Source organism: Ruegeria sp. CDSC021 (genome assembly GCF_059610845.1).
In genome coordinates, this window is sequence record NZ_JBXWOK010000011.1 from 13,056 (window position 1) to 30,947 (window position 17,892).

Consider the following 17,892-nt stretch of genomic DNA (forward strand, 5'->3'; position numbering starts at 1 on the left):
CCTCCGGGGAAAGATGCTCTGCCCCACACCTTGGGGGCAGAGCGTATTGGATCAGTAGCTGTTGGCCACCGCGTCCGCCAGTTGCTGAACCGCGTCAGCCGAGGACATATCCGAGTTGAAATGCGCGGTCACAACATCTGTGATCGCACCAGCCTGCGACCCGCGCAGCGCCATGCCATGGGCATAAGACGGCAGCAGTGAACCACCTGCCGAGGTCGAGCCCATGTCTTCGGCCGAGATTTGCGCGCAGATGTCAAAGGCATCCAGCGACACATCGGTCCGGGCCGGGATCGAACCTTTGTTCAGGTTGAACACTTCCTGAAAGTTCGGTGCAACAATCAGCTTGGCCAGCAATTCCTGACCGGCGCGATTGTCGTCGCCCTCAACCTCGAACATGGCAAAACTGTCGACGTTATACAGATATCCATCGCCGGGGGTCGAGGCGCAGAGGAAATCCTCACCAGGCTTCTTGCCCGCTGCCAGGAATTCGCCCTTGGCCCAGTCACCCATGATCTGAAAGGCCGCTTCGCCGTTCATCACCATCGCGGTGGCAAGGTTCCAGTCGCGACCCGAGAAATTCTCGTCCACATAACCACGCAGGGTGCGCATTTGGTCAAAGACCTGGATCATTGTGTCCGAGGTCAACGCCTCGGGGTCCAGATCGATCAGGGCTTTCTGATAGAATTCCGGTCCGCCAAGACCCAGCGCGACGGCTTCGAAAACCGTAGCGTCCTGCCAGGCCTGACCGCCATGCGCCAGCGGGATCACACCGGCGGCCTGCAGTTTTTCGGCTGCGGCGTTGAACTCGTCCCATGTGGTGGGCATCTCAATTCCGTTTGCGGCCAGCACATCGGCATTGGCCCAAATCCAGTCAATGCGGTGAACGTTCACCGGTGCCGCGCACCAGGTGCCCTCGCACATCATGTGACCGGCGATCGACGCGGGCAGAACCTCGGCCCAGCCCTCGGCGGCGGCCACGTTCGAGATATCGGCCAGTACGCCCTCTTCATACCATTCCTGAATCGCCGGGCCTTTCAGCTGAACCGCTGTCGGCGCGTTGCCTGCCAGAACCCGCGCCCGCAGCGCTGTCATGGCCGCATCACCGCCGCCGCCTGCGACAGGCATATCGGTCCATGTGCCCCCGTTCGAGGCAAACTCTTCCTGAAGCACGGCCACCGATTTGGCCTCGCCACCGGATGTCCACCAATGCAAGACCTCCGCCTGTGGTTCGGCCACCACAGATGATCCGGCTGCGACGGCCAATGCGGACACAGTCGCAAAAGAAAATCGTTTCATGTTTTCTCCTCCCTGAGAATTCGGTGCCAGTCAAAATGGCAATGCCGCAATACTGTGTCCCTATCTGAGTCTGACAACGCTAAATCCGGGCCAATACCCGGGAATGGCGCAAATTTTCACCGCTTTTGTTACAGCGTGTTACGTTAGCATTGAATCTGTTTCCGTTCGTTACAATGGACGAAGTTTGGGGCCAGAGAACAGGAGGACGAACACTGTGAGCATTCCGCGGCTGTTGGTGGTGGATGACGACCCTGAAATGCGGTCGATGATGACCCAGTTCCTGCAACAGAATGGCTTCATTGCGCTGCCCGCCAGTTCCGAAAGCGAAATCCGCGCCCATCTCAAGTCGGGTCGGATCGACCTGATTCTGTTGGATGTGATGCTGGGGGATGAAAACGGCGTTGATATCTGTGCCCGCCTGCGGGCCGAACAGGACGTGCCGATCATTCTGGTCTCGGCCTTGTCCGCCGATCATCAACGCATGGCCGGGTATGAGGTGGGCGCCGACGATTACATCGCCAAGCCTTTTAATCCGCAACTGATGCTGGCTCGCGTACGCGCCGTCATGCAACGGGCGCGTCGTACACCTTCGCTTGCCTATCGCCGCCGCACCCGCTCCTTTAGGTTTGACGGCTGGCTCTATGACGGCAAACGGGACGAAGTGCATTCGCCCGACGGATATCTGGTATCCCTGTCGCAGCGAGAAACAGCAATGCTCAAGGTTTTTCTGGCCAACCCGCATATTCCCCTGACCCGGGATGAAATCGCCGCGGCCCTGGATGTAACAGGCGCTAATGACAAGAGCGAAGGCCAGGGACGCGCCATCGACATGCTGGTCGGGCGGCTGCGATCCAAGATCGAAGCCAACCCCAAAGACCCGCAAATGCTGAAGACCGAACGCGGTGTGGGCTATATCTTTGCCGCAGAGGTGTCTGTGGACGAAACCGCATGACCGTCCGCGCCACGCGCCTGCGCAGCCTGGGCTGGATCTGGACCTGCGCCGCTTTTACCTCGGGGTTGCTGGCCGCAGGCCTTTGGTTCGCCTCGGCCCGGGCATGGCAGGAATTCCAGACCCGTGCATATGTTGCCGGGTTCACTATTTACGAGGATTTGCGCATCGGTAAATCCCCACCGCCAGGCATCTCCATCGTACCATTGCCGCCCAAAGCAGCCAGCCTGGCGGATGCCGGGCAGTTTGAGCAACTTCCCGGGTTTTCGGATCGCAGCTTTGTCACCAACCTGTCGATCCTGACTGACAGCTCAGCACCCGTTTCAGGCCGAGAGCTGACGCTGGCTGTGATGTCAGACCGGCTGGTTTACCCGGTGTCCGACATCCTCTCCGGCATCGACCAGACCGGCCCTGAGAAAATGGGCAACCTGACCCGGCTTTTGGCGACCTATTGCAGCGAACCGATACTGATCGCCCGCTATGGGCGCGACGCATGGCAACAGGTGGACGGGACAGATATCTGGGGATGCCGTGCAGCCCCAACCGACCTGCGTCTGCCTACGATTCTGGTCGCTATTGTCGCGCTGGCGGTGATCCTGACCTCGGTGGGCAATGTATCAGACAGTTTCACCCGCTTTTCTACTGCCTTGCGCGACCGCAAAAGGCGGGGTGGGCCGAACAGTTATGAGGCCGATGGCCCGGCCGAACTGCGCGACATCGTCTCTGCCGTGAACGAGCATCTGGACGCAGAGCGCATGCAACTGGAAAAGCGCGCCACTGTTTTATCGGGTGTCAGCCACGATCTGGGCACCCCGGCCACCCGCGTCCGGCTGCGTGCCGCATTGATCCCAGATGCCGAGCTGCGCGAAAAACTTGAGGCCGATGTCGATCAGATGACCGGCATGATCGAAAGCGTTCTGACCTACACACGGTCCGAGCTGAGCATCGAAGAACCGCGGCAGATTTCACTGACGTCGCTGGTCGAGGCTCTGGTCGCGGACTATCAGGATATGGGACTGCCGGTGACCCTGAAAAAGCTGGCCCCAGTGGCGGTACAGGGCGGCACGTCCGTTTTCATGTCGCGCCGAGGGCATGGATCCCTGCCCGAGACCCGGCGGATACTGGTCGTTGGCAGGCCAATTTCGCTAAAGCGCGCCCTGACCAACCTGATCGACAATGCGCTGAAATATGGGCGCCATGCCGAGGTTCAGCTGGAAACCGATGCCAAAATAGCAACCATCACCGTCGAGGACAAAGGGGCCGATCTGTCCGTCTCGGATATCGAAGCCCTGATGGCCCCGTTCCGGCGCGGGTCAAACTCCGGGTCTTCGGATGGGTTTGGTCTGGGACTGACAATCGCGGCGACAATCGCGGAACAGCATGGCGGCACCCTCAGCTTCGAAGCCGGAGAGCAAGGCCTGCGCGCACGTCTGCAGATCACCAGGCAGTGACGATTCATGTCATATAGCTACGCACCAGCGCGCTTGCGATCAGCGACCAGCCGTCGGCGATGACAAAGAAGGCTAGTTTGAACGGCAGCGACACTGTTGCAGGCGGAACCATCATCATCCCCATCGACATCAGCACAGCGGCCACCACAAGATCAATGATCAGAAACGGCAGGAAGATCAGAAACCCGATCTGAAAGGCCCGCGCTATCTCAGAGAGCATGAAAGACGGCATCAAGATCGACAAGGGTGCCTCGGCCGACAAGGACACAGTATCACCCCCAGGGCGTAGGGCCGCAATGGCATGGAAGGTATCGGGATCAACTCGCCCTGCCATAAAGGCACGAAACGGCTGCAACGCGCGCTCCAACGCTGGTTCGACCTCCATCGCTTCTTCGACCATGGGGCGAATGCCTGTGGCCCAGGATTCGGAAAAGACCGGCTCCATGATGAAATAGGTCAGAAACAGTGCGAGGCTGACGATCAGCATGTTGGGGGGGGATTGCTGCAATCCGATCCCTTGCCGCAAGATGGCCAGAACGGTGATCAGGAACGGGAAACAGGTAATCATGATCGCCAGCCCAGGCGCAAGGCTGAGCACGGTAATCAGCAAAATCAACTGAATGGTGCGCGCGGAAATCGACCCGCCTTCGCCCAGTGACAGCGACACCTCTTGCGCGGCGGCCAGAGACGGCGTCAGCGTCAGCAGCACCGCCACCCAATACAGGAAACGCATTACCCGATCCCGTTCTGCAGATCCGCGATTTCGGTTAGGCGCACGGCCAGTTGCCCGGCTTGATCACCCTCCATCTCTTCCAGCAGACCGCGCGCCACCAGTTGATCGCCAACATATAGGTCCACAGGATCTTCGATCCGTTTGTCCAGGATGAGAACAGCGTTTTCCCCCATATTCAGCAGATCCCGGATGAGCGGGCGCGCCCGACCGACTGACACGGTTACCTCGATCGGAATGGAATCAAACGGGCTGGCTTTTTCGGGTTTGGGGGATTGCGGGTCACTCATTGTTCAATGCCTCTTTTGCCTCATACACGTAAGCGTCAAATGCTGAACGGATTGTCTCTAGCAAGGCGCTGCTATCCACCTCTCGCTGCGAAGTACCAACCTGCAGACGCGCCTGACCGGCCCCAAGAGACGGGTCCTCGACAACGCGGGTCGGGGTGGCCAATTCGGGGGGCAACAGCCCTTCGACAACACTCACGAACCCCGAAGGCACAAAGATTTGCATCGGTTGGCCAATCTGTTCACCGGCCATTTCTGTAAGCTGTTCGACCAGCCGCGTGGCCTGCCCCCGATCCAGGGTGTTCGGCAACACCAGATTGACGAGGCTCTGGAACATGGGCTCTAACGACATTGTCATCCGGCTCGTCGCCTCATGATAAGTAAAGGACATATCCTCGAGCGCGCGGGCAAGGTTGTCTGATACCTTTCCACGACCCTGTTCCTGGGCCTGAAGGGCATCGTCCCATCCGGCGCTATAGCCGTGTTCGAAGGCACCAAGCCGCTGTTCTTCCAGCGCCTCTTCGTCCAATAAATGAACTTTGCCGCCGCCTGCCTGTACAGTGAAATCCTCAAGAAGATGAGCTATCGACATCACGCACGCTCCTCACTTTCTTCAAGCCAGCTGCGCAGGATTTCCACGGTCTCCTCCTGCTTGTCGCCGATCATGGCCCGCAGCCGATCAACCGGATCAGCGCCCGGATTTGCCGCCAGCGCGGGTACATCCCCCGGGGTATGTCCCGGAATAGCGGCGAATTGCCCGCCCTCTTCGGTCGCGATCTCACCGGTCAGAACCGCCTCGGGCTCTGGCGGTGTTCCCGCCGGCAAAAGGGCGGGGGCAAGGGCCGGTTTCATCAGGATCGGGCGGATCACGAACAATCCCAGAACCAGCATCACGATCGCCAGAACGGCCATTTGGACCAGTGACATCGCGTCAAAATGAACCTGCTGCCAGATCGAGGACGAAACCACAGTTCCGCCAGGCTCTACTGCGGGCAGATCCAGCGATTTCAGTGTGATGACGTCGCCACGTTCGGCATCGAACCCAACGGCCGAGGCCACAAGCTCAGCCAGCGCATCAAGCTCTGTCTGAGGCAACGGCACAAAGCTTTCAGCACCAGAGGCATCCACAGAACGCGTTCCATTCACCAGAACCGCAACGGTCAGGCGCTTGATCGCACCGGGTGCGGTGTGAACCTCTAACTCAGTCTCGGATACCTCATAGTTGACCCGTTCCCGTGTCTGTGTGGCATTCGAATTGGATGCATCCCCGCCCGCGCCGTCGCCATCGGGCAGGTTCGACGCAACCGTGACATCGGACGATTGGTTCCGGGCGCTGTCAGACCGTTCCTCGACATCGGTGCTGATGGCCACGCGCCCCTTAGGATCAAAGCGCCTTTCACGGATGGATTCGGTTTTAGTGACCGTATCAACACTGACCTCAACGACTGCATTTCCGGCCCCCACTCGGGCCTCAATCAGACGCAGGACCCGTTCGCGCAGCTGGCGCGACTTGTCATCCGCAGAATCTGCTGCCACCGCAGTCTCTTTTGCGCCAATGACCGCACCATTGGAATCAATCACCGCCACATTCTCGGGTGCGAGGCCGCTGACGGCAGAAGAGACCAGAAAACGGATCGCCTTGGCCTGATCCGAAGTGATATCCGCACCCGAGGACACCAGATAGACCGAAGCCGTCGGCGCGACGCTGCGCTGAAACGGGTTCGTTGACCCGTTGGCAATATGCACGCGCGCCTGACTTATGTGAGGGCTGCCGACAATCGTGCGCGCGAGCTCACCCTCTTTCGCACGCCAATAGGCCGCATCGAACATTTGCGAGGTGGTGCCAAAGCCGCTGAGTGAATCCAAAAGCTCATACCCGCGGTTTCCGTTCGCAGGCAGGCCTTCGCTGGCCAGAGTCATGCGCAATTCGTCCCGCTGCGAGCCGGGCACGTAAATCGAACCGCCTCGAATCTCATACTGTACGCCGCGCTGATCCAGTGATCGAACGATATCCCCCGCCGCGCCGCTTTCCAGCCCGGCATAGAGTAGGGTCATCGACGGCGCCGTCGCCAACCGCGACATCGCAAGGACCCCCAAAAACACCAGCACGACTGCACCGGCGACAATGATTTGCTTTCGCCTGTCCAAACTTGCCCAGACAGTTCCGATCTGCTGCACGCTCACCTCCGACTCGCCGACATTCTGCCCGGCGCATCCCCTGTTTGGACGATTGCCCTTAACAATCGGTTAGTCCCTGCCGGGTTATGACATCCCCAGACTGAATGAATGAGGACGTCATGACTGACGCGACTGCAGAACAGGCAGAAGCCCCGGAAAAATTGGGGAAAAAAGGAATGATCATCGGGGTGATTCTGGCCGTTGCCGGGGCTGCGGGCGGGTATTTCCTGACCACTTCGGGACTGCTGCCATTTGGCGGCCAACCAGCCGCGGAAGACGCCAAGGAAAAAGACAAAGGGGCCGAGGTTAAGGCCCTGCCCGAGGTTGGTTTTATCGACCTGCCGGCGGTGATCGTCACGGTCAATGCCGGCGATTCGCGGCATCTGAAGTTCCACGCCCAGCTTGAGGTGAACAGCGGCTACGTCTCGGATGTCGAGAAGATGAAGCCTCGAATCATGGATGTGCTGAACGGGTACCTGCGGGCGGTCGAAGTGTCGGATCTGGAGGATTCGCTCGCACTGATGCGCATCCGCGGCCATCTTTTGCGTCGCATTGAAATCGTCGTCGGCGAAGGGCGCGTGCGCGATGTCCTCGTGATGGAATTCGTATTGAATTAGGAGGCCGAGATGGAGCTGATTGCAGATATTTTGCTGGTCGCAGGTGCGCTGGGCGCGGGTCTTTACTGTTTTGTGCTGTCCCGTCGGTTAAAGCGGTTCACTAATCTGGAACAGGGGGTCGGTGGCGCGGTTGCTGTCCTGTCATCCCAGGCGGATGAGCTGAAGAAGTCGCTTGATTCGGCGCGGACGGCCTCGGACCAATCGGGCCTTGTGCTTGAAGCTCTGACCCAAAGGGCGGAATCGGTTGCTCAGCGGCTCGAACTGATGATGGCTTCGATGCATGATGTCATTCCGGCCGAAGAACCCGCCAATGACATCAAGGTTGAAGATCCCAAGCCGCAAGAACCCAAGGCCGCGGAACCAACGACGGATCCTGTGCCTGAAGAGGTTCCAATCGAGGCGGTGGAAAAGCCAGAGGATCCTGCTGCGCCCAAATTTGAGGACACTCAGGAAAAGCGCCCGGGCGGGCTGATGTTTTTCCGCCACGACCGCAATAGCGGAGAGGCCGCGACATGAGCGGACACGTTGTAGAGAAACGACCAAGAAGCGGTGTCCTGACAGTTATTTCACTGTTGATGCTTGGGTCAGCCGCGATTCGGCTGGGGTTTGAGGCTGCACCAGCCCTGGCAAAAGGGGCCGAGCAGGCAGAAGCAATTCCGAAAGAGACCCAAGCAGAGCTGCCCGGAGCCCGGATATTGCTGACCGAATTGCTGCGGCGCGAAGAGGCGTTGAAAAAGCGCGAAGCCACCGCCATTGATCGGGAAAAGGCGCTGGCCATTGCCGATCAGGCCATCGAGGCCCGCCTGGCCGCCCTGCAGCAGGCAGAAGAGGCGCTGCGTGAGACGCTGGCCATTGCAGAAAAAGCGGCTGAGACAGACCTGACGCGCCTGACGGATGTCTATCAGAACATGAAGCCGAAAGACGCGGCCGCCCTGTTTGAAACGATGGACCCGACCTTTGCCGCCGGATTCCTGTCACGGATGCCGCCCGATGCCGCAGCCGGTGTTTTGGCAGGCCTGAACCCCGAGGCTGCCTATACAATCAGCGTGATTATGGCCGGGCGAAACGCTTCGGCTCCGCAGGAGTAGCCCCCATGATTTTCAACCCTGCATCGGAATTCACCGGAGACCTCTTATGATCGGAATTGTCGGAATTGTCATTATTTTCGTCATGGTGTTCGGCGGCTATTTGGCGGCTGGTGGGAAAATGACCATCATCATGAAATCCCTGCCGTTCGAGATGATGATGATCGGTGGCGCCGCGGTCGGCGCATTTATGATCAGCAATGACCTGAGCGCCGTGAAGCACACGATCAGGGATATGGCAAAAGTATTCAAAGGGCCGAAGTGGAAGCCCAATGACTACCGTGATCTACTGTGCCTGTTGTTTTCGCTGATCCGGATCGCCAAGGCCAACCCGGTCGAGGTTGAACAGCATATCGAAGACCCCGAAAACTCGCCTCTGTTTTCGACTTATCCGAAAATTCAGGCCGACAAAGAAGCCGTCGACTTGATCTGCGACACGATGCGGGCTGCCTCTTTGAATTATGACGATCCCCACCAGGTCGAAGAGGTGCTGGAAAAGCGGATGGAGGCGAAATTTCACCACGCGATGCACTCTAGCCACGCGCTACAGACTGTTGCTGACGGCCTGCCCGCACTTGGAATTGTTGCGGCAGTTCTGGGCGTTATCAAAACGATGGGATCGATTGATCAACCCCCAGAAGTGTTGGGAAAGCTGATCGGTGGCGCTTTGGTCGGGACGTTCCTGGGGGTCTTTCTGGCTTATGGGCTGGTCGGCCCATTTGCAGGAAAACTCAAATCCGTGGTGGAAGAAGACAATCATTTCTATCAGTTGATCAAAGAGGTTCTGGTTGCCAACCTGCACAACCACAACCCTGCCATGTGCATTGAGGTCGGGCGGCAGAACACTCCCACCCATAACAGGCCGGGTTTCTCAGAACTTGAAGAGGCCTTGAAAGAGCTCAAGCAGGCAGCGGCATGATCCGATACGCCCTGATGGTTTCAGCGGCGCTTACGGCCGCTGGACAGGCTGGCGCGCGCGACATTTCTGTGCGATCGGGCGAGCATGACGGATATACGCGTCTTGTTGTGCAGGTGCCCCCGGGTACGGAATGGGGTCTGAAGCAAACGAAGAATGGCGCAAGACTCAACGTGGCGCTTCCTGATGCCGAATTTCAAACCGGAGCGGTATTTCAGCGGCTGTCGCAGAACCGTCTGTCTGCGATCTCACAGACCAGCCCGGGTGATGCGTTAGAGATGGAATTCGGCTGCGACTGCTTTGCCACCGCATTTCTGCATCAAAACACGATGATCGTTGTGGATATTGCGCCGGGGGCAGCCCTTCCACCGATCAGCAGCGACATTCCACCCCCAACGCTGCCCAAAGCCGCTGTGGTAAACGCCCCGCTGCCCGGGCCACAGGCGCTTGATCCTCTGGTATTGCCGCTTTTGAATCTCAATGCGCAGGTATTTGAGGACCAGCTATCGACGCGATTGTTGCAGGGCGCTGACCGAGATCTGGTTGATCTTGAACTATCTCAGATTGGGCCCAGGAACTCGAATGGCAATCAATCGCTCGACATGCCACCGCGTATGGACCTGAACATCGCAGTTACGTCGGTACTGGACGATCTGGATGGCTTGCTGGGACCATCCATTCCACAACTGGAAAAGAAACCAGCCTGCATTTCCAGCGCCGAGCTAGGTTTTGACAGCTGGTCCGATGAGCGCCTGTTCCCCGAACAGGTGGCAGAGCTGCGCACTGGCCTTTTTCAGGAGTTTGATCGCCTTGACAAAGTACGAGCCATGAAGCTTGCCAAGCTCTATGCGTATTTCGGCTTCGGTGCCGAGGCGGTTCGCAGCCTTGGCTGGATGGGTGAAGAGACGCCGGAAACGAACCGGATTTCTGCGATTGCCGCTGTTCTGGACGACCGGCCACTGAAAGGGTCAAATCCATTCCGCGACCTACAGCGTTGCGAAAGTGACGCCGCAATCTGGGCCGCTCTGACCGAGGGTAAGCTCGCCGAAGATGCCCAGATAAGGGTTATGGAACATTCCTTTGCGCGACTACCGGATCATCTGCGCCGGCAAGTCGGACCTATGCTGTCCGACATTTTCGTTGCAGCCCAAAAACTTGAAGCCGCGCGGCGCGTCTTGCGGGCTGTTGATCGCATCGAAACCAAACCCAGCCCCGGCGCAACACAGGCCAAGGCCAGTGTTGCAAAGGCTGAAGGTAATCAGGAAAAATCCGAAACCTTGCTGAGTGACGTAGTGAGCAGCTCGGAAGCGGGGCTCGAAGCGCCTCTGGCGCTGGCGCGGTTGATTGAACAGCGGTGGGCGGAACGCGGGTCAGCCTCCGCCCGGGAGCTCGAACTTGCCGCATCTTATACGGTCGAATTGCGCCGATCTGAGATCGGGCCACTTATGCAACGGACATATGCGCTGGCACTGAGTTTGGGCCAAGAGTTCGACCAGTCTTTTGATCTGTTAGAAGATATTCCGAATTCAGCTGAAACGCTGGACCGGGCCGTTCAAATACTGACTGCGCGCGCCGACGACGATACCTTTTTGCGGCGCATCATCAACCTGCCCGAACCGATGGCACAATCGCTGACAACCGAAACCGCAATCTCCATTGCCGAAAGGTCGGCATCGCTGGGGTTTGCCCGTCCAACGCTCTTTTGGTCCAACCGACCTCAGGACACTATCAGGCGAAAGGACCGAGCCCTTTTGCGCGCGCAGGCCGCATTGTTGTCCGGCCAGCCACACAAAGCCTTGCTGGAGTTAGGGGATGACCCCTCGGACAAGGCCATGTCACTGCGGGCGCAGGCCAATCTGGATATAGGTGAGTTTGAAAATGCAGGGCGGGTACTGTTGCAGTTTGACAGGGTGAACGAAGCAGAAAGATTGTTCTGGCTTTCTGATATGGAAGACGTCCCGCAGCCTGAGGCCGACCAAAAATTTGGACAGGTCAGGCGGGCGACTCTGGCATTGGCAGAACCTGTAACCAGGATTGAAGAACGACCATTGGCGGATGCAACTGCCCTGCTTGAAAACAGCGCCAACGCCCGGGAGAATATCGCTCAGCTTCTCGCACTTATGAGGGCAGACTGAAACGTCTGGGCAAAACTCAGGGTGGCCACCCAGTCAGGGCTGATCTCCTGACGAACCGCGGCATCCAATGCCCTGTTCCCGAGGGAAAACCTCATGAACAGAGCCTGAATTGGTGGGTTTAGTCAGTAAGGCGCCTCGACGTCATTCATCGAGACATAAACCGTTTTCATCTCGCTGAAATGATTGATTGCCAATTTCGAGTTTTCCCGCCCGACCCCAGACATTTTTGACCCGCCAAACGGGGCTTCAACCGGTGCGAGGTTGTAAGTGTTGATATAGCAGGTGCCCGCCTCGAACGCGGCCGCGATACGATGGGCTCGGGTCAGATCTTTGGTGAACACACCGGCTGCCAGACCGAATTCGGTGTTATTGGCGCGGGCCATCACCTCTTCCTCGGTTTCGAAATCCAACACTGACATAACCGGGCCGAAGATTTCCTCGCGCGCGATGGCCATGTCATCGGTCACATCGGCAAAGACGGCGGGCTGAATGTAGAACCCGTCGCCTTCGATACGCGCACCGCCATAGACCAAACGCGCACCTTCTGCCTTGCCTTTTTCAACATAACCCAGAGCGATATTCATCTGGTTTTCGCTAACCATCGGACCGAAATTAACCTCTTCATCCATCGGGTCGCCGATTTTCACATTCGCCAGACGCTGGGACAGGCGATCGAGGAAGGCTTCTTTGATGCCTTTGTGTACAAAAACGCGGGTGCCGTTGGAACAGACCTGACCCGAGGAGTAGAAATTCCCCAAAATGGCGCCAGACACGGCGTTTTCGATATCCGCATCGTCGAACACGATCATGGGGGACTTGCCGCCTAGTTCCATCGTGACATGCTTCATGCCATCGGCTGCTGCGGCATAAACCTTGCGCCCTGTCGGTACCGATCCGGTCAGCGAGACCTTGGCAACACGGGGGTCCGTCACAAGTGATGCGCCCACATCGCCATAACCCTGAATTACGTTATAGACACCCTTTGGTGCCCCGGCCTCGACCAGGATTTCGGCCACTTGCAGAGCAGACAAGGGCGTGGTCTCGGAAGGCTTGAATACCATCGTGTTGCCGCAGGCCAAAGCAGGCGCGCCTTTCCAGCAGGCAATCTGGGTTGGATAGTTCCACGCGCCGATTCCGACGCAAACCCCAAGCGCCTCACGGATCGTATATACGAAATCCCCACCACCCAGCGGGATATGCTCGCCGGTCAGCGAGGCCGCCAGACCTCCGAAATATTCCAACGCATCGGCTCCGCTGGTAGCGTCGGCAACCAACGTTTCCTGCAGCGGTTTTCCAGTATCGTGGGTTTCGATGATCGACAGATCACGATTGCGTTCGCGCATGATGTCCGCGGCGCGGCGCAGAACACGGCCCCTTTCGGTCCCAGACATCGCGGCCCAGTCTGCCTGTGCCGATTTTGCACTGTTTAGAGCCTGATCTATGATCTGCGGAGTAGCAGAATGCAGCCGTGCGATCACTTCCCCTGTTGCAGGGTAGATCACGTCTATGGGTGCTCCGGTCGTGTCGTCGACATATTCACCGTTGATGAAATGGCTCGCCTTGGGCTGAAATCTCATTGTGGGGATTCCCTGATCAGAAGCTGTTTCCTCCGCGTTTATATTTTATTGACTCAGCAGTCAATAAAACTGATCCAGAGCGATTTCCTGCCAATTCCAACAGGCCGCGGCTTGAAATTTTCGGTAAATGTTCTATTTATGTTCTACATAGTCAGAGGATCAACCGATGGCCCATTCATTGCGAAACACCGCCCCGCACGGCCCGACAAACGACTATCACCTGCTGCCCGCCACCGATCGGCAGATACGCTATGCCCGCGCCATCGCGGAGCAAACTGCACTTGAGATTCCGGTCGAGGCGCAGCGCGACCGTCAGTCCATGTCTGCCTGGATTTCCAAACACAAACCTGATGATCCCTCGCCATTTGCAAATTACCCGACCGGCAAGCAGGTTGCCTTTGCCGAACGTATCTCGCGCAGCAAACGCCGACCAATCCCGTCGGAGTGTTTTCGCGACAAACAGATGATGTCACGTTGGATAGATCAAAACAAATAGACGAAATCAGAGCCTAATCCGGACTATGATTGCGGGCATACAACGCCACCGCCGCCGCGACGAACAGGCCCAGTAGGATATAGCCGGTCACCGCCTCGGCCACGGCCAGGGCGCGGCACAGCCCGGTTGGGGACATATCGCCGTACCCAACGGTGGTGAATGTAACATAAGAAAAATACAGGATATCAGCGGGCCCTTGCGCCCCGATGACGCAATTATCCTGGTACCCGAATGCGCCATAGGCAGCGGCGAACAGGAACGGAACGACCTGAATAAAGGACACACCCATCAAAAACAGAATGCGGCGCGGTGATTTCACCTGAGTCATATAGAACCAGGATTGAGACACCATCCACACAACCAGCCCCACAGAGGCGATCGTACCGATCGTGTCACCTGCGGTGCCCTCGCTCAGACGGGACAGACCGAACCATGCGAGGAAACTGGCAACCACCATTGCGGCTGCCGCCAGCAGCGTTGATTTCCATTCTTCCAAAGTCGTGGGTTTTCGGGACATGGAACCTCCAACGCGCTGAAATCTCCGGGATTATCCGGTGGACTGTCCTGCGTGGCAACCAGATTTCAGCAAATCAGTCTGCGCCCAGATGCTCCTGTCCCCGTTGACGTGCCAGCAGGATCTGTTTTTGACGTTCCCGGAACCGGGTTTTGTCGACCTCAGAGGTTTCCTCTATGCATTGATGGCAGGACACGCCGTGTTCGTATTCGGCACGTTTCACATCCTCGGGAAGGATCGGGCGACGGCAGCCATGGCACAGGTTGTGCGGCCCTTCGACCAGCCCATGCCCAACAGATACGCGGTTGTCGAACACAAAGCATTCGCCCTGCCAGGTGCTGTTCTCGACGGGCATTTCCTCGAGGTATCGCAAGATGCCACCTTTCAGGTGATAGACATCCTCGACCCCCTGACCCAACAGGTAATTGGTGGATTTCTCACACCGGATGCCACCCGTGCAAAACATCGCCACACGCTTATTGTGGAACCGGTCCTTGTTTTCTTCCCACCAGGTAGGGAATTCACGAAAACTGCTTGTTTCAGGGTCTAACGCACCCTCAAACGTACCGATTGCCACCTCGTAATCATTTCGGGTGTCGATCACCACCACATCATCCGAGCGGATCAGATCATTCCAGTCTTCGGGCTCGACATAATTGCCGACACGGGCGCGCGGATCGATATCCGGTTGGCCCATGGTCACGATCTCTTTTTTCAGGCGTACCTTGATCTTGCCAAATGGCGGTTGGTCAGACGTGGCCTCTTTCCACTCCAGATCAGCACAGCCGGGCAGCGCACGGATATGGGCCAAAACCGCGTCAATGCCAGCGCGGGGTCCGGCAATAGTGCCATTGATCCCTTCCTGTGCCAGCAAGAGCGTCCCTTTGACCGATTGCGCGCGGCACAGCTCAAGCAAGGGCTCACGAAGGGCTTCGTGGTTGGCGAACCGGGTGAAATGATAGAGAGCAGCGATCGTATACATGCGCGCGGTCTAAACCCGCGCGGACAGAGTCGCAAGAGACCGGATTGACGCCCCTTGTCGCGCCCACTACCGATAACGCAACCGAAGGAGGTCCCCATGACCCATGCCCTTATTGTGATCGATATTCAGAACGATTTCTGTCCCGGCGGTGCGTTGGCGGTTCCCGGCGGAGATGAGATCGTGGCTCCGATCAACGCGATGATGCCAGATTTTGACGCGGTGATCCTGACTCAAGACTGGCACCCTGCGGGGCATTCGTCCTTTGCCAGCAGCCATGCGGGCAAAAACCCCTATGACATGACCGAGATGCCTTATGGGCCTCAGGTTTTGTGGCCAGATCACTGCGTGCAGGGAACAAATGGGGCAGCATTTCATGCGAACCTGCGTACGGATGGCGATCTGATCCTGCGCAAAGGGTTCCGCAGCAACATCGATAGCTATTCGGCGTTCTTTGAGAACGACCAGACCACGCCCACCGGGTTGGAAGGGTATCTGCGCACCCGTGAAATCGAGAGACTGACACTCGTCGGACTGGCCACGGATTTCTGCGTCTACTACTCTGCGGTTGACGCAGCGCGGCTGGGTTTCGACGTGTCAGTTCAGATGAGAGCCTGCCGGGCAATTAATCTGGATGGGTCATTGGCCTCGGCAGAGACCGCGATGAAAGATGCTGGCGTTCGGCTGATTTAAGGGGTTGCCCCCGCAGCCGCCAGATACTTGAGCAGTGCAAAGATAATCACCGCCAACCCCAAAGCAAACCCAACCCGGCCTGGTACAGTTCGGCGCTTTGGTCCGACCGATTCCGCCTGCTGTGGCCTGGGTTTCCACATCGGAACCTCTTTGGGCAACCCGGCGCGCGGCTTGGCGGCTTTTACATCGTTCATGAACTTCAGGAAATCAAACTCGCCGCAATATTCGCCTTTGACTCCCGTCGTCCGGATATTGTGAAACAAGGTTCGCAGAATGCGATCCCTGTCCGCCGTATCCTGTGGACGGTAATATCCATGGGTAATCTCGCTGCGCGTCGAATCCAGACCAAAACCGGCATCATGAAAAATTTTGCGTATTTTGGGTGACGCTGCCCGCAATGCATCGGCTGTTTTCACATTCCGAAACAGCGCACGCACCTTGCGTCCGTTTTGCGCCCCTGACGGGGTCGTCTCCGGATCGTTTTCCCCCGAAGCGATCGTTACAATATCAAAGTCGTACTCGAGAACCATTCACTAACTAAACCTCGACTATCCATCCCCCTCTTTCCACTAACCGGTGAAAAGACCCCACAATATGCTCGCATTGTGACTTGACCTTGTCATTGTCATCAATTTAGCGACTCTTGCCATTCCACGCACCTATTGATCTAACAACGGAAATCGCAGGAGTTCCCAATGGTCGATATTGCGACGCGAGTATACAATCACAAATGGAAGATTGACCCGATTGTCCGGTCTTTAATCGACACAGACTTCTACAAACTGCTGATGTGCCAGTCAGTGTTTCGAAATAAGCCCCAAACGGATGTGGTGTTTTCACTAATTAACCGGTCGAATCACATTCCATTGGCTGAATTGATTGATGAGGGGGAGCTGCGCGAACAGCTGGACCACATTCGGTCACTAAGCCTGAGCCGGGGGGAAAGCACTTGGCTGCGCGGCAATACCTTTTATGGCAAACGTCAGATGTTCCGTTCGGATTTCATGGGGTGGTTCGAGAACCTGCGACTGCCGCCCTATCACCTTGAACGCAAAGGTGATCAGTACGAATTGACCTTTGAAGGCAAATGGCACGAGGTCATGCTGTGGGAAATTCCCGCATTGGCAGTCCTGATGGAGCTGCGATCCCGCTCGGTGCTGAATGCGATGCGGCGGTTCGAGCTACAAATTCTCTATGCTCGTGCGATGACCCGTGTATGGGAGAAAATAGAACATCTACGAGGGATTCAGGGGCTGGGCATCGCCGATTTCGGTACCAGACGGCGGCATTCCTTTCTATGGCAGGACTGGTGCGTCCAAGCCATGATCGAAGGTCTGGGCCCTGCATTTACCGGCACCTCGAACTGCCTGATCGCCATGCGGCGCGAGGTCGAGGCCATCGGCACCAATGCCCACGAGTTGCCCATGGTTTACTCTGCGCTGGCTGATACTGATGAGAAACTGGCGCAGGCACCCTATGACGTGCTTAGCGATTGGCACGAGGAACATGACGGCAACCTACGGATCATCCTGCCTGACACCTATGGCACCAAGGGTTTTCTGGACGACGCGCCAGATTGGTTGGCGGGATGGACTGGCATCAGAATCGACAGCGGTGATCCGGCAACCGGTGCAGAAACTGCGATCAAATGGTGGCAATCGCGCGGTGAGGATCCCAAACAGAAACGCGTGATCTTTTCTGACGGTCTGGATGTCGGCAAAATCCGCGAACTGCAAAGTCAGTTTGCAGGCCGCACCAAAGTATCCTTCGGCTGGGGCACGCTGCTGACCAATGATTTCAGAGGGCTGGTTCCCGATGACGCGCTGGCACCCTTCTCGTTGGTCTGCAAGGCGGTTTCGGCCAATGGTCGCCCGACGGTCAAACTGTCGGACAACCCGGAAAAAGCGATGGGTCCGGCAGATCAGATCGAGCGCTACAAACGTGTCTTCGGCGTCGGCGTGCAACAGCCAATCGAGGTCATCGTTTAGG

19 protein-coding genes are annotated in these 17,892 nt (G+C 57.5%); 10 read left to right on the top strand and 9 right to left on the bottom strand.

Going from position 1 to position 17,892, the window contains the following annotated elements:
* Nucleotides 1-51: 51 nt before the first annotated feature.
* Nucleotides 52-1,296, bottom strand: a complete 1,245-nt coding sequence (locus tag AC2FGB_RS15825) for an ABC transporter substrate-binding protein (protein WP_496694331.1) — start codon at nt 1,294-1,296, stop codon at nt 52-54.
* 214 nt (nt 1,297-1,510) lie between these two features.
* Here AC2FGB_RS15825 and AC2FGB_RS15830 point away from each other — a divergent pair, with 214 nt between their 5' ends.
* Complete coding sequence (locus AC2FGB_RS15830; protein WP_142638648.1) at nt 1,511-2,248, top strand: response regulator transcription factor; 738 nt, start codon at nt 1,511-1,513, stop codon at nt 2,246-2,248.
* Nucleotides 2,245-3,696: a sensor histidine kinase gene (locus tag AC2FGB_RS15835; RefSeq protein WP_496694330.1), complete on the top strand. Its 1,452-nt coding sequence runs from the start codon at nt 2,245-2,247 to the stop codon at nt 3,694-3,696. Before AC2FGB_RS15830 ends, AC2FGB_RS15835 begins: the two co-directional genes overlap by 4 nt.
* Before the next feature lie 4 nt (nt 3,697-3,700).
* Here the strand turns inward: AC2FGB_RS15835 and fliP are convergent, their stop codons facing one another.
* From fliP to fliF, 4 genes are read right to left on the bottom strand one after another with little or no spacing between them, the layout of a single operon-like run.
* The gene (gene fliP / locus AC2FGB_RS15840) at nt 3,701-4,429 is read right to left on the bottom strand and encodes a flagellar type III secretion system pore protein FliP (RefSeq protein ID WP_496690251.1); all 729 of its coding nucleotides are present in this window, start codon (nt 4,427-4,429) and stop codon (nt 3,701-3,703) included.
* Nucleotides 4,429-4,716, bottom strand: a complete 288-nt coding sequence (locus AC2FGB_RS15845) for a FliM/FliN family flagellar motor switch protein (protein ID WP_281995694.1) — start codon at nt 4,714-4,716, stop codon at nt 4,429-4,431. The genes fliP and AC2FGB_RS15845 overlap by 1 nt, the downstream gene beginning before the upstream one ends.
* On the bottom strand, nt 4,709-5,305 hold the full coding sequence (locus AC2FGB_RS15850) for a FliH/SctL family protein (protein WP_281995695.1): 597 nt from the start codon (nt 5,303-5,305) through the stop codon (nt 4,709-4,711). The genes AC2FGB_RS15845 and AC2FGB_RS15850 overlap by 8 nt, the downstream gene beginning before the upstream one ends.
* The gene (gene fliF / locus AC2FGB_RS15855) at nt 5,305-6,891 is read right to left on the bottom strand and encodes a flagellar basal-body MS-ring/collar protein FliF (protein ID WP_281995696.1); all 1,587 of its coding nucleotides are present in this window, start codon (nt 6,889-6,891) and stop codon (nt 5,305-5,307) included. Before fliF ends, AC2FGB_RS15850 begins: the two co-directional genes overlap by 1 nt.
* 119 nt (nt 6,892-7,010) lie before the next feature.
* On the opposite strand from fliF, the gene AC2FGB_RS15860 reads away from it, so the two are divergent.
* From AC2FGB_RS15860 to AC2FGB_RS15880, 5 genes are read left to right on the top strand one after another with little or no spacing between them, the layout of a single operon-like run.
* Complete coding sequence (locus AC2FGB_RS15860; RefSeq protein ID WP_496694329.1) at nt 7,011-7,508, top strand: flagellar basal body-associated FliL family protein; 498 nt, start codon at nt 7,011-7,013, stop codon at nt 7,506-7,508.
* A 9-nt stretch (nt 7,509-7,517) separates the two neighbouring features.
* Nucleotides 7,518-8,024 carry a hypothetical protein gene (locus AC2FGB_RS15865; protein ID WP_496690252.1) on the top strand — a complete coding sequence of 169 codons (507 nt, stop codon included), beginning with the start codon at nt 7,518-7,520 and terminating at the stop codon, nt 8,022-8,024.
* Nucleotides 8,021-8,596: a MotE family protein gene (locus AC2FGB_RS15870; protein ID WP_496690253.1), complete on the top strand. Its 576-nt coding sequence runs from the start codon at nt 8,021-8,023 to the stop codon at nt 8,594-8,596. The genes AC2FGB_RS15865 and AC2FGB_RS15870 overlap by 4 nt, the downstream gene beginning before the upstream one ends.
* A gap of 46 nt (nt 8,597-8,642) precedes the next feature.
* Nucleotides 8,643-9,512, top strand: coding sequence for a flagellar motor stator protein MotA (motA, locus tag AC2FGB_RS15875; RefSeq protein ID WP_496694328.1), 870 nt, complete (start codon nt 8,643-8,645; stop codon nt 9,510-9,512).
* Complete coding sequence (locus AC2FGB_RS15880) at nt 9,509-11,644, top strand: hypothetical protein (RefSeq protein ID WP_496694327.1); 2,136 nt, start codon at nt 9,509-9,511, stop codon at nt 11,642-11,644. The genes motA and AC2FGB_RS15880 overlap by 4 nt, the downstream gene beginning before the upstream one ends.
* A gap of 122 nt (nt 11,645-11,766) precedes the next feature.
* On the opposite strand, the gene betB is transcribed toward AC2FGB_RS15880, so the two are convergent.
* Nucleotides 11,767-13,221, bottom strand: coding sequence for a betaine-aldehyde dehydrogenase (gene betB / locus AC2FGB_RS15885; RefSeq protein WP_496694326.1), 1,455 nt, complete (start codon nt 13,219-13,221; stop codon nt 11,767-11,769).
* Nucleotides 13,222-13,387: 166 nt separating this feature from the next.
* Between betB and AC2FGB_RS15890 the strand changes: the two genes are divergently transcribed.
* Nucleotides 13,388-13,717, top strand: coding sequence for a hypothetical protein (locus AC2FGB_RS15890; RefSeq protein ID WP_271952366.1), 330 nt, complete (start codon nt 13,388-13,390; stop codon nt 13,715-13,717).
* Between the two features lie 13 nt (nt 13,718-13,730).
* Here the strand turns inward: AC2FGB_RS15890 and AC2FGB_RS15895 are convergent, their stop codons facing one another.
* Entirely contained in the window at nt 13,731-14,234 is a 504-nt protein-coding gene (locus AC2FGB_RS15895) for a potassium channel family protein (protein ID WP_281973307.1), read from the bottom strand.
* 73 nt (nt 14,235-14,307) lie between these two features.
* A complete protein-coding gene (trhO, locus tag AC2FGB_RS15900; protein ID WP_496694325.1) occupies nt 14,308-15,213 on the bottom strand; it encodes an oxygen-dependent tRNA uridine(34) hydroxylase TrhO in 906 nt (301 codons plus the stop codon).
* A 96-nt stretch (nt 15,214-15,309) separates the two neighbouring features.
* Between trhO and pncA the strand changes: the two genes are divergently transcribed.
* The gene (pncA, locus tag AC2FGB_RS15905; RefSeq protein ID WP_496694324.1) at nt 15,310-15,903 is read left to right on the top strand and encodes a bifunctional nicotinamidase/pyrazinamidase; all 594 of its coding nucleotides are present in this window, start codon (nt 15,310-15,312) and stop codon (nt 15,901-15,903) included.
* Here the strand turns inward: pncA and AC2FGB_RS15910 are convergent.
* A complete protein-coding gene (locus AC2FGB_RS15910) occupies nt 15,900-16,433 on the bottom strand; it encodes a hypothetical protein (RefSeq protein ID WP_496694323.1) in 534 nt (177 codons plus the stop codon). The genes pncA and AC2FGB_RS15910 overlap by 4 nt on opposite strands.
* Before the next feature lie 165 nt (nt 16,434-16,598).
* On the opposite strand from AC2FGB_RS15910, the gene pncB reads away from it, so the two are divergent.
* A complete protein-coding gene (pncB, locus tag AC2FGB_RS15915; protein WP_142638615.1) occupies nt 16,599-17,891 on the top strand; it encodes a nicotinate phosphoribosyltransferase in 1,293 nt (430 codons plus the stop codon).
* The last annotated feature ends 1 nt before the right edge of the window (nt 17,892 follow it).

Bases quoted from the DNA above. Each gene is read 5' to 3' on its own strand.
- AC2FGB_RS15890 (WP_271952366.1), top strand. From the start codon at position 13,388: ATGGCCCATTCATTGCGAAACACCGCCCCGCACGGCCCGACAAACGAC.
- betB (WP_496694326.1), bottom strand. From the start codon at position 13,221: ATGAGATTTCAGCCCAAGGCGAGCCATTTCATCAACGGTGAATATGTC.
- pncA (WP_496694324.1), top strand. From the start codon at position 15,310: ATGACCCATGCCCTTATTGTGATCGATATTCAGAACGATTTCTGTCCC.
- AC2FGB_RS15865 (WP_496690252.1), top strand. From the start codon at position 7,518: ATGGAGCTGATTGCAGATATTTTGCTGGTCGCAGGTGCGCTGGGCGCG.
- pncB (WP_142638615.1), top strand. From the start codon at position 16,599: ATGGTCGATATTGCGACGCGAGTATACAATCACAAATGGAAGATTGAC.
- AC2FGB_RS15850 (WP_281995695.1), bottom strand. From the start codon at position 5,305: ATGTCGATAGCTCATCTTCTTGAGGATTTCACTGTACAGGCAGGCGGC.
- AC2FGB_RS15880 (WP_496694327.1), top strand. From the start codon at position 9,509: ATGATCCGATACGCCCTGATGGTTTCAGCGGCGCTTACGGCCGCTGGA.
- AC2FGB_RS15860 (WP_496694329.1), top strand. From the start codon at position 7,011: ATGACTGACGCGACTGCAGAACAGGCAGAAGCCCCGGAAAAATTGGGG.
- AC2FGB_RS15910 (WP_496694323.1), bottom strand. From the start codon at position 16,433: ATGGTTCTCGAGTACGACTTTGATATTGTAACGATCGCTTCGGGGGAA.
- fliP (WP_496690251.1), bottom strand. From the start codon at position 4,429: ATGCGTTTCCTGTATTGGGTGGCGGTGCTGCTGACGCTGACGCCGTCT.
- motA (WP_496694328.1), top strand. From the start codon at position 8,643: ATGATCGGAATTGTCGGAATTGTCATTATTTTCGTCATGGTGTTCGGC.
- AC2FGB_RS15895 (WP_281973307.1), bottom strand. From the start codon at position 14,234: ATGTCCCGAAAACCCACGACTTTGGAAGAATGGAAATCAACGCTGCTG.
- AC2FGB_RS15845 (WP_281995694.1), bottom strand. From the start codon at position 4,716: ATGAGTGACCCGCAATCCCCCAAACCCGAAAAAGCCAGCCCGTTTGAT.
- AC2FGB_RS15835 (WP_496694330.1), top strand. From the start codon at position 2,245: ATGACCGTCCGCGCCACGCGCCTGCGCAGCCTGGGCTGGATCTGGACC.
- trhO (WP_496694325.1), bottom strand. From the start codon at position 15,213: ATGTATACGATCGCTGCTCTCTATCATTTCACCCGGTTCGCCAACCAC.
- AC2FGB_RS15870 (WP_496690253.1), top strand. From the start codon at position 8,021: ATGAGCGGACACGTTGTAGAGAAACGACCAAGAAGCGGTGTCCTGACA.
- AC2FGB_RS15825 (WP_496694331.1), bottom strand. From the start codon at position 1,296: ATGAAACGATTTTCTTTTGCGACTGTGTCCGCATTGGCCGTCGCAGCC.